This is a genomic window from Flavobacterium defluvii (assembly GCF_900129555.1).
GTDB lineage: Bacteria > Bacteroidota > Bacteroidia > Flavobacteriales > Flavobacteriaceae > Flavobacterium > Flavobacterium defluvii.
Genome location: NZ_FQWC01000011.1, coordinates 55,528 through 70,196, shown reverse-complemented (window position 1 = coordinate 70,196; position 14,669 = coordinate 55,528). Strand labels below are relative to the sequence as shown.

Annotated in this window: 9 protein-coding genes; 6 read left to right on the top strand and 3 right to left on the bottom strand. The window is 33.1% G+C overall.

Features of this window, described 5'->3' with window-relative positions; all coding sequences use genetic code 11:
* Positions 1-7 precede the first annotated feature (7 nt).
* From uvrA to BUC29_RS19220, 6 genes are all read left to right on the top strand, one after another.
* A complete protein-coding gene (gene uvrA / locus BUC29_RS19245) occupies positions 8-2,839 on the top strand; it encodes an excinuclease ABC subunit UvrA (protein WP_073417915.1) in 2,832 nt (943 codons plus the stop codon).
* Between the two features lie 374 nt (positions 2,840-3,213).
* Entirely contained in the window at positions 3,214-3,573 is a 360-nt protein-coding gene (locus BUC29_RS19240) for a cupin domain-containing protein (protein ID WP_073417913.1), read from the top strand.
* A 205-nt stretch (positions 3,574-3,778) separates the two neighbouring features.
* Positions 3,779-4,507, top strand: a complete 729-nt coding sequence (locus BUC29_RS19235) for an LOG family protein (protein ID WP_073417911.1) — start codon at positions 3,779-3,781, stop codon at positions 4,505-4,507.
* Positions 4,508-4,720: 213 nt separating this feature from the next.
* Positions 4,721-7,468, top strand: coding sequence for a gluzincin family metallopeptidase (locus BUC29_RS19230; protein WP_073418031.1), 2,748 nt, complete (start codon positions 4,721-4,723; stop codon positions 7,466-7,468).
* 189 nt (positions 7,469-7,657) lie between these two features.
* Positions 7,658-10,069, top strand: a complete 2,412-nt coding sequence (locus BUC29_RS19225; RefSeq protein WP_073417909.1) for an alpha-ketoacid dehydrogenase subunit alpha/beta — start codon at positions 7,658-7,660, stop codon at positions 10,067-10,069.
* A gap of 187 nt (positions 10,070-10,256) precedes the next feature.
* Entirely contained in the window at positions 10,257-11,603 is a 1,347-nt protein-coding gene (locus BUC29_RS19220; RefSeq protein WP_073417907.1) for a hypothetical protein, read from the top strand.
* Positions 11,604-11,725: 122 nt separating this feature from the next.
* Here the strand turns inward: BUC29_RS19220 and kdsB are convergent, their stop codons facing one another.
* The 3 genes from kdsB to ygiD form a co-directional block, all read right to left on the bottom strand.
* Complete coding sequence (kdsB, locus tag BUC29_RS19215; protein WP_073417905.1) at positions 11,726-12,460, bottom strand: 3-deoxy-manno-octulosonate cytidylyltransferase; 735 nt, start codon at positions 12,458-12,460, stop codon at positions 11,726-11,728.
* Between the two features lie 195 nt (positions 12,461-12,655).
* The gene (locus BUC29_RS19210) at positions 12,656-13,468 is read right to left on the bottom strand and encodes a class I SAM-dependent methyltransferase (RefSeq protein WP_073417903.1); all 813 of its coding nucleotides are present in this window, start codon (positions 13,466-13,468) and stop codon (positions 12,656-12,658) included.
* Positions 13,469-13,756: 288 nt separating this feature from the next.
* A complete protein-coding gene (gene ygiD / locus BUC29_RS19205) occupies positions 13,757-14,587 on the bottom strand; it encodes a 4,5-DOPA-extradiol-dioxygenase (RefSeq protein ID WP_073417901.1) in 831 nt (276 codons plus the stop codon).
* Between the last annotated feature and the right edge of the window lie 82 nt (positions 14,588-14,669).

The following is a 14,669-nucleotide window of genomic DNA, read 5'->3' as shown; positions in this document are numbered from 1 at the left end:
AAAATTTATGCTAGATAAAGACAATACTATTGAAGTTCTTGGCGCAAGAGTTCATAATCTAAAAAATATCGATATTTCAATTCCGCGTGAAAAACTGGTTGTTATAACTGGTCTTTCAGGATCGGGAAAATCATCTTTGGCTTTCGATACCATTTATGCCGAAGGTCAGCGTCGTTATGTCGAAACTTTTTCTGCTTATGCCAGACAGTTTCTTGGCGGGTTAGAACGTCCTGATGTTGATAAAATTGACGGGCTTTCGCCGGTTATTGCAATTGAACAAAAAACAACCAGTAAAAGTCCGCGCTCAACAGTAGGAACAATTACCGAAATTTACGATTTCCTGAGACTTCTTTACGCTCGTGGTGCTGACGCATATAGTTATAACACTGGTGAAAAAATGGTTTCGTATTCTGATGAACAAATTAAAGATTTGATAATTCAGGATTATAAAGGAAAACGAATAAATATCCTGGCACCAGTAATTAAAGCCAGAAAAGGACATTATGCTGAATTATTCCAGCAAATTACCAAACAAGGATTTCTTAAAGTTCGTGTAAACGGCGAAGTTCAGGATTTGGTTTCAGGAATGAAACTTGATCGTTATAAAACACACGATATCGAAATTGTGGTTGACAGAATGGTTATTGAAGATAATCCTGACACTCAAAAAAGATTATCAGAAAGTATTAATACAGCCATGAATCATGGTGAAAATGTATTAATGATTTTAGATCAGGATTCTAATGAAGTTCGTTATTTCAGCCGAAATTTAATGTGTCCTTCAACCGGAATTTCCTATCAAAATCCAGAACCAAATTTATTTTCTTTTAACTCTCCAAAAGGAGCCTGCCCGCATTGTAACGGATTGGGAACTGTACATGAAATCAATGTAAAAAAGATTATTCCGAATCCAAAATTATCAATCAAAAGTGGTGGACTTGCACCTTTGGGCGAATATAAATCGTCTTGGATTTTCAAACAGTTAGAAACGATTGGAGAAAAATTCGGATTTAAAATTACCGACCCAATAGAGAAAATTCCAGAAGAAGCCATGCAAATGATTTTGTATGGTGGAAAAGACAAATTTGCCATAAATTCAAAAGATCTTGGTGTAACAAGAGAATATAAAATTGATTTTGAAGGAATTTCAAACTTCATCAAAAATCAATACGACGAAAGCGCCACAACCAGTATAAAACGCTGGGCAAAAGATTTTATGGACGAAATCAACTGTCCGGTTTGCGACGGTTCTCGTCTAAAAAAAGAAGCTTTATTTTTTAGGGTTAATGAAAAAAATATCACCGAATTGTGTGATATGGATATTTCAGATTTAACAGCTTGGTTTCATGATTTAAATAATCATTTAACAGACAAACAGCTATTAATCGCATCAGAAGTTGTAAAAGAAATCAAAGATCGTTTGAATTTCCTGATGAATGTTGGTTTAAATTATCTGGCTTTAAGCCGAAGTTCAAAATCACTTTCGGGCGGTGAAGCGCAGCGCATTCGACTAGCAACACAAATTGGTTCACAATTAGTTGGAGTATTATACATTCTGGATGAGCCAAGTATTGGTTTACATCAAAGAGACAATGAAAAACTGATTCATTCTCTGGAACAATTACGTGATATTGGAAATTCGGTTATTGTCGTAGAACACGATAAAGACATGATCGAAACCGCTGATTATGTGATTGACATTGGACCTAAAGCTGGAAAATACGGAGGAGAAATCATTAGTATTGGAACCCCAAAAGAAACTTTAGCATCAGATACTATTACTGCTCAATATCTGAACGGTAAAATGAAATTAGAAATTCCGAAGAAACGTCGTAAAGGAAACGGGAAATTTCTAAAACTTACCGGAGCAACCGGAAACAACCTGAAAAATGTTTCAATCGAAATGCCTTTAGGACAGTTAATCTGCGTTACAGGAGTTTCAGGAAGTGGAAAATCTACCTTAATCAATGAGACGCTCTACCCTATTCTGAACGCTCATTATTTCAACGGAGTAAAGAAACCACAACCATACAAAAAAATTGAAGGTTTAGAACATATCGACAAAGTTATCGATATTGATCAAAGTCCGATTGGAAGAACGCCGCGTTCAAATCCAGCTACTTATACAGAGGTTTTTAGTGAAATACGAAACTTGTTTACTATGACTTCTGAGAGTATGATTCGTGGTTACAAAGCAGGACGTTTCAGTTTTAACGTAAAAGGCGGTCGTTGCGAAACCTGCGAAGGTTCTGGTGTAAGAACAATCGAAATGAACTTTTTACCAGATGTTTATGTAGAATGTGAAACTTGTCAGGGAAAACGTTTCAACAGAGAAACTTTAGAAATCAGATACAAAGGAAAATCAATTTCTGATGTTCTGGATATGACGGTTGACGAAGCTGTTCCATTTTTTGAAAACATTCCGAAGATTTACAGAAAAGTAAAAACAATTCAGGATGTTGGATTAGGTTATATCACGCTTGGACAACAAAGTACAACGCTTTCTGGTGGTGAAGCACAACGTATAAAACTGGCTGGAGAATTATCTAAAAAAGATACCGGAAATACGTTTTATATTTTGGATGAACCTACAACCGGATTACATTTTGAAGATATTCGCGTTTTGATGGACGTTATTAATAAACTGGTTGATAAAGGAAATACAATTCTGGTTATCGAACATAACATGGACGTTATTAAACTTGCAGATTATATTATTGATATTGGCCCTGAAGGCGGAAAAGGCGGCGGACAATTAGTCGCAAAAGGAACTCCGGAAGAAGTAGCTCAGAATAAAAAGAGTTATACAGCTAAGTTTTTGAAAAAGGAATTGGAATAAAAACATATCTCCATTTAATGATGATGAATATGATGGATTAAAATCCATCCCTACAATATGTTCCGTTCCTTCGGAACTCTATTGTTACGCGCATCCATATTCTCAACGGATTAAAATCCGTTGCTACCGATATTTAGTTCCTACGGAACTTTTGTCCAACAATTGATTTATAAAAGTCATTGATTCACTTTATATTTTAACGACGAATTTTAATCTCTTGATTATTAATCTTCAAGCAAAAGAATTAAGAAAGAAATGTTACATTTCAATTAATAAATCTACATTTTTATAACAATTCTTAAAAAAAGTACTAATTTAGTACGCCCTTTTTGTCAACGCTTTTTCATTTTGACAAAAAGATTAAGATATAATCTATGAATCTAAAAGACAAATTCAATAATGTAGACCAATATTTTTCGCCTAAAATAATTGATACGGTAAACGATCAATATATTAAAGTGGCTAAAATAAAAGGTCAGGAAGTTCCGTGGCATAATCATGAAAATGAAGATGAATTATTTTACATTGTCGACGGTGAACTTTTAATGGAAATTGAAAATGAACCATCTTTTACAATGAAAAAAGGAGATTTGTTTGTTGTAAAAAAAGGCGTAAATCACCGAGTTTCATCGGAAGAAGAATGTTTGATTATGCTGATAGAATCTAAAACTACAGAACATACCGGAAAAGTTAAAAGCAATATTACCAAATCAATTGAAGAGCAAACATATTAATAAAAATTTCTTCGAATAAACCAATTGTTTAATTGAAACCTAATGCCCTAGCCCTGATGGGGAACGGCATTTTTTGTGTCTCGTTTTTTTTCTAACGAGACACAAAAAATATAGTGGACAGCAGGAATCAGCTCCTTCCTTCGACTACGCTCAGGATGACAAAACAGAACAGCTTAATAAAATATAAATAATTAAAATACCTAAAATGAGATTAGAAGATTTTGATAATGATGAGGATAAAGTAATTCAGGACAGTTTAAAACAAAAAACCTGGAATGAAATTAGAACAAATGACAGCTGGGCGATTTTTAAAATCATGTCCGAATTTGTAAACGGATATGAAAGTATGGGACGTATTGGCCCGTGTGTATCTATTTTTGGATCGGCGAGAACAAAACCAGATGATAAGTATTATTTGCTGGCTGAAAAAATTGCTTTTAAAATTAGTAAAGCAGGCTATGGAGTAATTACGGGAGGAGGCCCGGGAATTATGGAAGCCGGAAATAAAGGGGCACATTTAGGAGGCGGAACTTCGGTTGGTTTGAATATCGAACTGCCTTTTGAACAGCACTTTAACCCTTATATCGATCACGATAAAAACCTGAATTTCGATTATTTCTTTGTGAGAAAAGTTATGTTCGTAAAATATTCACAAGGTTTTGTGGTTATGCCTGGAGGTTTTGGAACTCTTGATGAGATGTTTGAAGCGATTACCTTGATTCAGACCAAGAAAATTGGAAAATTCCCAATTATTTTGGTAGGCGTTGAATTTTGGTCTGGATTAATTGACTGGGTAAAAACAGTTTTAGTAGAGAAAATGCATACGGTAAGTCCGGAAGATTTGAACTTATTTAAAATTGTAGATACTGAAGATGAAGTTGTTGAAGTTCTGGATAAATTCTACAAGAAATACGATTTGAGTCCAAACTTCTAAAATTAAACCTATATTATCATAAAATTTAAGAGCTGTTTTTTTAAACAGCTTTTTTTATGCTATTTTTACATAAAACCGAAACAAACATATACTCGTAAATTAAAGTATACCAATAATTTTTTGCGCCAATTCTTGAAATCATTTTATAAAATTATAATCCTTGTTTTTGTTTTATTGAGTTCAGTAAAACAGTACGCACAACATCAGTCTAAGATGGAAGTGGCGGTTAATGTTGAGCTTAAAACACTGAATGTAAAACAGGATATTACATTTTTTAATACTTCAAATGATACTTTGGTTTCGATTGTTTTAAATGATTGGAACAACGCTTTCGCGGATAAAAATACACCTTTGGCAAGACGGTTTTCAGACGAGTTTTATCGCGGTTTTCATTTGGCAAAAGCCATAGAAAGAGGAAATACAACAATATTAAATCTAACCGATTCTAATTCTTCTGCTCTTGAATGGGAAAGAACGGATAAAAATCCGGATTTTATTGTAGTAAGATTGAATCAAAAACTTCTTCCGGGCGAAAAAATAGATTTGCACATTACTTATATATCGAAAATTCCAAGTGATAAATTCACTCATTACGGTTTTAATCAAAACGGAATGAATTTGAAAAATTGGTTTCTTGTACCGGCACGTTTTGAAAATCATCGTTTTATAAGATATAACAATTTTAATCTGGATGATATTGCAAATGCTGCATCAAACTATGATATTGAAATAAAAATTCCGAATAATTATTCTATTACAACCGATTTGGATCCGGTTTCAAAAGATATTTCAAATGCTGCTTTTAGCACTTTTTCGTTTACCGGAAATAACAGAACTGATTTTAATCTTATCATAGAAAAACAAAATAATTTTAAAAGCTATGATAACGGAACGATCGAAGTTTTTTCTGATTTAAAAAACAAAAAAATTTCTGAGGTTCAAAAGGCTCTTATAATTGACAGAGTTGCCTCTTTTGCAAATAACTTTATTGGAAAATACCCAAATAAAAAAATCACGGTTTCGCAGGCAGATTATGAGCGAAACCCATTTTATGGATTAAATCAGCTGCCTTCTTTTATAAGTCCGTTTTCTGACGAATTTATGTTTGAAATTACCTTTTTTAAAACTTATTTAAATAATTATTTAAAGAATACACTTCGTCTGGATCCGCGAAAAGATAATTGGGTTTACGACGGCATCCAGATATATGCCATGATGAAATATATGGAAGAAAATCATCTGGACGAAAAAATGCTGGGAAGACTTTCAAAAATGAAACTTTTTAAGAGTTATAATATTACGAACCTAACTTTTAACGAACAGTACAGTTATTATTATATGCTCATGGCTCGTAAAAACCTGGATCAGCCGCTTGGAGATCCAAAAGATATTTTGATAAAGTTTAACGAACAAATTGCAAGTAAATACCGTGCTGGTTTAAGTTTAAGCTATTTAGATGATTATTTAAACCATAATATTGTACCCGAAAGTATTAAGGAATTTTACAATTTAAATAAAACGCAACAGACAAATCGTTATGATTTTGAAAAAATTCTGATTGAAAAAAGCCCTAAAAATATCGATTGGTTTTTTAAAACTATTATTGATTCGAGAGAAATTATCGATTATAAATTTACGCATGTTTCTAAAACTGCAGACAGCGTACAATTTTCTATAAAAAACAAAACCAATATTTATGCTCCAATCCCAGTTTATGGTTTAAGAAAAAATGGTGTTGTTTTTAAAGAATGGATTGAACCGAAAAATCCGGATTCTGTTTATTACTTTAATCGAAAAAACGCAGACAAACTTGTTATCAATTATGAAAATGAAGTTCCGGAATTTAACCAGAGAAACAACTGGAAATCATTAAAAAGCCTTGTTATTACAAACCGTCCGATAAAGTTTAATTTTGCTAAAGATTTAGAAGATCCGTATTACAATCAAATACTATATATTCCAACGCTTACGTATAATTATTATGACGGAATAACTCCGGGAATTCGTTTTCATAACAAAACCATATTAGACAAACCTTTTACTTTTGATATAAATCCGGCGTATTCTATAAAAGCGGGAACAATTTCCGGTTCATCTGCTTTTTCTTTAAATCAGTTTTACAGAAACAGCACTTTGTACAATGTACGTTATTCTATAAGTCAAAACTATTTTCATTACGCACCAGATGCCACTTATCTGCGATTAAATCCGATGGTTCAGCTTCGAATTCGCGAAGAAAATTTTAGAGACAACAGAAAACAGCTTATTTTGTTTCGACAAGTAATCGTAAATCGTGAAGCCAGCGCTTTTATTACCGATAATTCTAAACCAAATTATTCTGTTTTTGATGCACGTTATGTCAATACAAAAACTGAACTGGTAAATCATATCAACTTTATGACTGACATTCAATTTTCTGGTGGTTTTGGAAAAGTTTCTGCAGAAATTGAATATCGAAGATTATTCGAAAACAACCGCAAATTAAACCTTCGATTATTTGCCGGAAGTTTCTTGTACAACACAACAAATTCTGATTATTTTAGTTTTGGTTTAGACAAGCCAACTGATTATTTATTTGATTATAATATTTTGGGAAGATCTGAAACTACGGGGCTTTTTAGTCAGCAATATGTAAATTCAGAAGGTGGTTTTAAATCAAAATTAAATCCTTCATTTGCCAATCAATGGATGACTACTTTAAACGGAAGTTATGCGTTATGGGACTGGGTTGAAGTTTATGGCGATGTTGGATTTTTGAAAAACAAACACGAAGATATTTATTTTGGTTATGACAGTGGAATCAGATTAAATCTTGTTCCGGACTATTTTGAGCTGTATTTTCCTATTTATTCTAATAACGGATGGGAAATTTCGCAGCCAAAATACAATGAAAAAATACGATTTGTTATCACTTTAGCTCCAAAAGCATTAGTTACTCTTTTTACCCGAAAATGGTTTTAATTGAATAAATTTTAATCAAAAACATAAATTATTATCACAAAAAAGACAAAAACAATAAAAATAACACAAATAAAATACGTAGTTTTTTGATTTTAAATACAAATAATTAAATTATATTTATTTTAAAGAATTATGATTATTGATTGTTTTTAAGTAATTTCGCAGCATCAACATGACCCCTACACGATTATGATAACAGAAAAAAGCAATACTACCTTAACATTTGAAGATTTCAAAACGGAGGTATTGAATGACTACAGAATTGCTGTAACCAGCCGTGAATGTAGTCTTTTAGGTCGTAAAGAAGTATTGACAGGAAAAGCCAAATTTGGAATATTTGGCGACGGAAAAGAAGTTCCGCAGCTTGCCATGGCTAAGGCCTTTAAAAATGGGGATTTCCGCTCTGGTTATTATCGCGATCAAACTTTTATGATGGCGATTGGAGAATTAACTGCTAAACAATTTTTTGCTGGTTTATACGGTCATACTGATTTAGAATACGATCCAATGTCTGCCGGAAGACAAATGGGCGGACACTTTGTAACGCATAGTTTAAACGAAGACGGATCCTGGAAAGACTTAACAAAACAAAAAAATTCAAGTTCAGATATATCGCCTACAGCTGGCCAAATGCCAAGATTATTGGGTTTAGCTCAGGCTTCAAAAATTTACAGAAACGTTAGCGGAATTACTATTAAAGATAAATTTTCTGTAAACGGAGATGAAGTTGCCTGGGGGACAATTGGAAACGCAAGTACATCTGAAGGTTTATTTTTTGAAACCATAAATGCTGCCGGAGTTTTACAAGTTCCGATGGTAATGAGCGTTTGGGACGATGAATACGGAATTTCGGTTCATGCTAAACATCAAACTACAAAAGAAAACATTTCTGAAATCTTAAAAGGATATCAAAGAGATGAAGATTCTAAAGGTTATGAAATTTTTAGAGTAAAGGGCTGGGATTATGCAGAGTTGGTTTCGACTTACGAAAGAGCAGGTGCAATTGCACGCGAAGAACATATCCCGGTTTTAATTCACGTAAACGAATTAACACAGCCGCAAGGCCACTCTACTTCTGGTTCTCACGAACGTTATAAAAACGCAGAAAGATTAGCCTGGGAAAGAGATTTTGACTGTATTCGTCAAATGCGTTTATGGATGATTGCTATTAACATTGCATCTCCGGAAGAATTAACAGAGCTTGATTTTCAATTAAAAAAAGAAGTTCTCGAAGCTAAAAAAGAAGCTTGGAATGATTTTATTAATCCAATAATTGAGGATCAAAAAAATCTTTTAGAATTATTGGAACAAATTGCAGAAGCAAGCATTAATCATAAAGAAAGAATCAAAAAATATATTTCAGAATTAAGTGCTATAAAAGCACCTTTAAAGAAAGAAATTCTGGTTTATGCAAGAAAGATTCTTCGTTTTATAGAAGTACCAAACAGTAAAGTTCTTTTATCAAACTGGATTACGAATTATATTGAAGTTACTCAGGAAAAATTCAGCAGTAACCTTCATTCAGATTCTCCTCAAAATGTATTCTCAGTAGAAAAAGTACTTCCTGTATATGCAGAAGATGCAAAACCTGATTTAGACGGAAGAATGATTCTTCGTGATAATTTTGATGCTTTATTTAGCAAATATCCTGAAACTTTGATTTTTGGAGAAGATGTTGGAAACATCGGAGACGTAAATCAGGGGCTTGAAGGCATGCAGGAAAAATACGGTGAACTTCGTGTTGCCGATGTCGGAATTCGTGAAGCCACTATTATTGGTCAGGGAATTGGTATGGCATTGAGAGGTTTACGCCCAATTGCAGAAATTCAATATCTTGATTATTTATTGTATGCTATTCAAATCATGAGTGATGATTTGGCCACGCTGCAATACAGAACAGTAGGAAAACAAAAAGCGCCATTAATTATCAGAACCCGCGGACACCGTTTAGAAGGTATCTGGCACTCTGGTTCTCCAATGGGAATGATTATAAATGCTATTCGCGGAATTCATGTTTTGGTTCCGAGAGATATGACACAAGCTGCAGGTTTCTACAATACTCTTTTAGAATGTGACGAACCAGCTTTAGTAATCGAATGTTTGAACGGATATCGTTTAAAAGAAAAAACGCCTTTAAACTTTGGTGAATTCAAAACACCAATTGGTGTTGTTGAAACTTTAAAAGAAGGAACTGATATTACTTTAGTTTCTTACGGATCGACTTTAAGATTGGTTCAGCAGGCTGCTAATGAATTATTAGATTTAGGAATTGACTGCGAAGTTATTGATATTCAGTCTTTACTTCCGTTTGATATTAATAAAGATATTGTAAAAAGTATCGCTAAAACAAATCGTCTTTTAGTTATTGATGAAGATGTTCCGGGCGGAGCTTCAGCATTTATATTACAGCAAATTCTGGAAGAACAAGATGCATATAAATATCTTGACAGTAAACCGCAGACGCTTGCTGCAAAAGCACACAGACCAGCATACGGAACTGATGGCGATTATTTCTCTAAACCATCTGCAGAAGATATTTTCGAGAAAGTGTACAGCATGATGAATGAAGTTAATCCTTCTAAATTTCCAGCTTTGTACTAAGAATTTAGAATATTTCAAATATTAAAAAAGCTCCAAATTAATTTTTGGAGCTTTTTTAATTCCTCAAATTCAAAGCAAATTGGTTAATAATAACCATCAAAAAACCATCTTATTTTAACAAGATAAAGTAGAATAAATATTATTTTAGTCGCACCTAATTAAACCAAAAACAATTTTATTCTACATTATGAAAACAAGTAAAATATTCCTTATTCTACTTTTATTACTATTAAATATCCAAAAGGGAAATTCTCAAACATCAGAAATCATTGATACAGAATACAACTTAAGAGGAACCTATTATGCTGTTGAGCCTATCGCATCTTATAGAAATAAGGAGAAAGATTCTAATTATTATTTACTTCTCGCTAAACGATATTTAGAAGCTCCTGATAATAATCCTCATAAATATCAAAATGCTGTAGATAATCTTCGTAATAGCTTGTTGTTAGACAAAAACAACCGTGAAGCTTTTGAATTGCAGTCACAAACAAATTTTGATTTTGCAATGAAGTCGCTGGAACGTGGAGAAAGAGAATTTAAAAGCGGAGACTTTAGTGAAGGTTATTATTTTTATAAAGCTCTCGAACATTTATCTAACGCATACCTTAATGGTTTTAAAAAAGAAGAAATTATTGGATATACTGAAAAAATAAACGCAATTCTCAAAGATTCGAAAAAGAAAGTAATACTGTTTGACGCTGCTAATTTATACAAAATTTCTACCGTTTATCAGGAAAAAAACACAGCTAGTTACGACAGCATAAAAAAGATTTATAAAGAGAAAAAAGCCGATCCGAATGCTGACAAAAATGAACTGCTGAATATCCTGAAAAAAAGACAAGAATATGCTGAATACTATTTCGATAACAATAAATGGGAACCAAATGCTTATAAAGATACAACAATAGAAAGAGCAAAATTAGGAATAGAAATGGGTGATACAGAAAATGCCTGTTCGTTATTGTATCATACAGATTTACTTGAATTTTACAACTACAACAACAATGCCTGCAAAGCATGGTATGATAAATTTTCTAAGGCTGAGAATATAAGAATTGGCTTAGAGAGAAAAGAAGCTGTAAAAAAATGGCATGCAGAACATCCAAATAAAATAAAACTGCGTTCTCTTATAGGAGAAAACGACGAAATAGTACAAAGCTATCTTGGTGCACCAATTGCTAAGAATTTCAAAATGAGCATTGGTGAAGGTTTAAACAAAAATCAATATTCGGCAAATAGATACAAAACCAAGAATGGAACTTATGAAATAGCTTTTAAAAACAACAACGCTACCCGCATTCAATTTTTCCCTTTGGTCATTATCAAATTTGATCCAAATGCCTTTGAACTCAATGATTCTACTTTTGATCAGGAAGTAACAAATAAACCTGGTTCATGTTTTGCATCATTTAATGATGGTTTTTCCGGAAAAACAAAAATATTCTCTATTGATTACACTTGCGAATACTTTCTTGCCAGCACTCAGTTTTATGGAACAAATGGAAAAGTTACCTCGGTTGTTGTATATTAATCTTATTTCTTTTAATAAAAAAAGCTCCAACATTTTGGAGCTTTTCTATATTTCATGTACAGCGTTTGACATTACGCCTAAGGAGAAATGTGACAAGATTATGGAATCAAATTAATCCATAATTAAATATCTCTCAGCATCGCTCTGGCCTTTTCTAAATCCTCTGCAGTATCAATTCCAATTCCAACATGCGTTGTTTCGACCATTTTAATGCGTTTTCCAAACTCTAAATAACGTAACTGCTCCAACTTCTCAGAAGCTTCTAAAGATTTCATCGGAAGGCTGTAAAAGTCTAATAAAGCCTGTTTTCTAAAAGCATAAATTCCGATGTGCTGAAAATAACGAACTCCTGCATTTTTCTCTCTCGGATACGGAATTACCGAACGGGAAAAATACAAAGCAAACTGCGATTGGTCTACGACCACTTTTACATTATTCGGATTATTGATTTCATCTTCATTTGTAATTTCACGCATTAATGAAGCTAAATCAATTTTTTTATCTTTATCATCCTTAAAAACCGATAAAACCTGCTGCAAAGGCCCGGCTTCAGTAAAAGGCTCGTCTCCTTGTACATTCACCACAATATCAACATCAAGATTGGCTACAGCTTCAGCAATTCGGTCGCTTCCTGATTCATGCTCTTTAATACTCATTATCGCTTTTCCGCCTTTCGAAATAATTTCGTCAAAAATCAAATCAGAATCGGTTACAACAAAAACATCGTCAAACAATTTTGTCGAAACAGCAGCTTCATACGTTCTTAAAATTACTGTTTTGCCTCCCAGATCCTGCATTAGTTTTGCAGGAAAACGTGTTGAAGCATATCGTGCAGGAATTACCGCTATTATTTTCATTTTTATATTTTACTGAGTTTAAAAAACTCAAAATTTAGTAATTTAATTTTCACTGTTTTTAAGTGTTTGCAAATATGCAAAAATTACTTTTAAATTTTCTGTTTTTCTATTTCTGTAAAGGACGGAAATCGTATTCAGGAATTTTCTATTTACCATCAATTACCAACTTTCTTATTTTATTATTAAGACAAAAAATTAAACCAAAACTGTAACACGAAGGTAAGTTGCGGGAATTAATGTAGAATTTGCGTCATTACTTTTGTTTTGACTATTAACTAACTCTTCAAGTTTAGCATACAAATCCGAAGTTTTCCCATTTTGTTCAGCAGCTTCAAAAGCATTCATAGTTGGGCCATAGTATGTTTTTAATCGATGTAGCCACTCAGAAGGAGGGAATGCTGCTTTAAATGTAAAGGTATCTCTCTCAAAAGAAATCTTTTCTTTAGGAACACCCGCATTTGTGAATCTTTCGATTACGTTAACCTCAATACCCCAAAGCATCGGGCTTACAAAACCCTCAGGAGGCGGTGGTGTAAATTCAGCACTAATCTTCAAGATTTGTGCAATCAATGTTGGATCTCCCGGTATCCAATTACCCATAATAATTTTACCTCCAGGCTTAGTGACACGAACCATTTCTTTAGCTACATCAAAAGGTTTTGGAGCAAACATTGCTCCAAAAATGCTCATCGTAACATCGTAAGATTGATCTTTTAACTCATTTAAATCGGTTGCGTCACCTTCTTGAAATACAATATTATCCAATCCTTCCTTTTTTGCCCGAAGATTACCCGCTTCAACTAAATTTCTTGCTATATCAACACCTAGAACATTGGCTCCTAATTTTGCCGAAGGTATTGCGGTAGTACCATCGCCACAGCCTAGATCTAAAACGTTATTATTTTGTTTAATTCCAATTTTAGCAACCAATTCCGCACCACTTTCTCTCATAGATTCTGCAACGCGCGTAAAATCGCCTTTTTCCCATAATGCTTTGTTTGGATTCATCTTAGTTTTATCAGTGATTATAGTGCTGATGCCGCACTCTTACTTAATTTGTAAACACCTTCTATCGTTTTTAAATTATCACCAGTTAATCACAAAAGGCATTTAAAAACTACTTAAAAGAAGACACAAACAAAATAATCAACTGACAAACAATTACTTATGTAAAAATAAACAAATTTACATGAAACATTTTACTATCTCAATAATTTATTTTTTTAACAAATTGTGCAGATTATAAACTTTTAGACCATTATCACAAAAATGGAAAACGATTGGAAACAAATACTATTATACTATTTTTACAGAAGTCATACTCAATGAACCAGCCAAAAGCTTATCATTAAATAAACTCAATTCTTCTGATTTTTCTTTTAAACCTAAAGTGTACAATAAGGGCAGATAATGATCTGGAGTTGGAATTGCAATTTGAACTGCTTTATTCATTTTTTCGAAATCAATTAAAGGCTGAAAATTTCCATCCAGTAAATAATTATTTACGGTTTCCCGGGCTTCAATTGCCCAATCGTAACCGTAATTATCTTTATCAAAATTTCTAAAATCTACCAAACGAAGATTATGCACAATATTCCCGCTTCCGATGATTAAAACGCCTTTATGACGCAATGATTGTAACTTTTGCGCAAGCTCAAAATGATATTGTCCGGATTTTGTATAATCAATACTTAACTGAATTACGGGAACATTTGCATCGGGATATAAATGTTTAATTACGCTCCACGCACCGTGATCTAAACCCCAGTGTTCATCTAACTCAACCTCAACAGGGTTTAATATTTTTTTGGTTTCAACAGCTAATTCAGGACTTCCTTTTGCAGGATACTGAACATCAAAAAGTGCTTGCGGAAAGCCTCCAAAATCATGAATCGTTCTAGGCATTTCCATAGAAGTTACTTTTGTGCCTTTTGTATACCAATGCGCCGAAACACACAAAATTGCATTGGGCTGAGGCAGTGTTTTTGCCAGGTTACGAAAACCTTCTACAAATTGATTTTCTTCAATGGCATTCATTGGGCTGCCATGTCCTAAAAACAGAACCGGCATTTTATCTGTATTCGAAAACGTTGATGAAATCGAATGTAAATCGTTTAGTGTTGTCATTTTTTCGTATTTAAAACAGCAAAATTTTCCGCCACGAATCCACGAATTTTATTTTTTAAAATCTATACGCAAAGTATTTAAA

Bases quoted from the DNA above. Each gene is read 5' to 3' on its own strand.
- BUC29_RS19210 (WP_073417903.1), bottom strand. From the start codon at position 13,468: ATGAATCCAAACAAAGCATTATGGGAAAAAGGCGATTTTACGCGCGTT.
- BUC29_RS19225 (WP_073417909.1), top strand. From the start codon at position 7,658: ATGATAACAGAAAAAAGCAATACTACCTTAACATTTGAAGATTTCAAA.
- uvrA (WP_073417915.1), top strand. From the start codon at position 8: ATGCTAGATAAAGACAATACTATTGAAGTTCTTGGCGCAAGAGTTCAT.
- BUC29_RS19240 (WP_073417913.1), top strand. From the start codon at position 3,214: ATGAATCTAAAAGACAAATTCAATAATGTAGACCAATATTTTTCGCCT.
- kdsB (WP_073417905.1), bottom strand. From the start codon at position 12,460: ATGAAAATAATAGCGGTAATTCCTGCACGATATGCTTCAACACGTTTT.
- BUC29_RS19235 (WP_073417911.1), top strand. From the start codon at position 3,779: ATGAGATTAGAAGATTTTGATAATGATGAGGATAAAGTAATTCAGGAC.
- BUC29_RS19230 (WP_073418031.1), top strand. From the start codon at position 4,721: ATGGAAGTGGCGGTTAATGTTGAGCTTAAAACACTGAATGTAAAACAG.
- BUC29_RS19220 (WP_073417907.1), top strand. From the start codon at position 10,257: ATGAAAACAAGTAAAATATTCCTTATTCTACTTTTATTACTATTAAAT.
- ygiD (WP_073417901.1), bottom strand. From the start codon at position 14,587: ATGACAACACTAAACGATTTACATTCGATTTCATCAACGTTTTCGAAT.